Origin of the sequence: Pseudonocardia sp. EV170527-09 (assembly GCF_008369905.1) — a bacterium.
Taxonomy (GTDB): Bacteria; Actinomycetota; Actinomycetes; order Mycobacteriales; family Pseudonocardiaceae; genus Pseudonocardia.
Map to the genome: position 1 here is coordinate 1 of NZ_VRMC01000673.1, position 233 is coordinate 233.

A 233-nucleotide genomic window follows, 5' to 3' on the forward strand; every position below is an offset into this window, starting at 1 on the left:
ATGTGTTTGAGCAACAACTCGTTCTCCACCGCCCGAACGGATTTGTGCCCGGATCACCATTCGTAGTAGCCTTGGCGTGCGCCGCCAAGGCTACTACGAATGGTGATCCGGGCACAAATCCGTTCGGGCGGTGGAGAACGAGTTGTTGCTCAAACACATCACCACGATCCACGAAGAATCCCGCGGAACGTACGGGTGGCCGCGTGTCCACGCCGAGCTCACGCTCGGTCTGG

1 protein-coding gene is annotated in these 233 nt (G+C 59.2%); it reads left to right on the plus strand.

The features are described from left to right. Positions 1-130: 130 nt before the first annotated feature. The coding region (locus tag FVA95_RS34275; protein ID WP_149667022.1) for an IS3 family transposase at positions 131-233 on the plus strand (103 nt) is incomplete at its 3' end.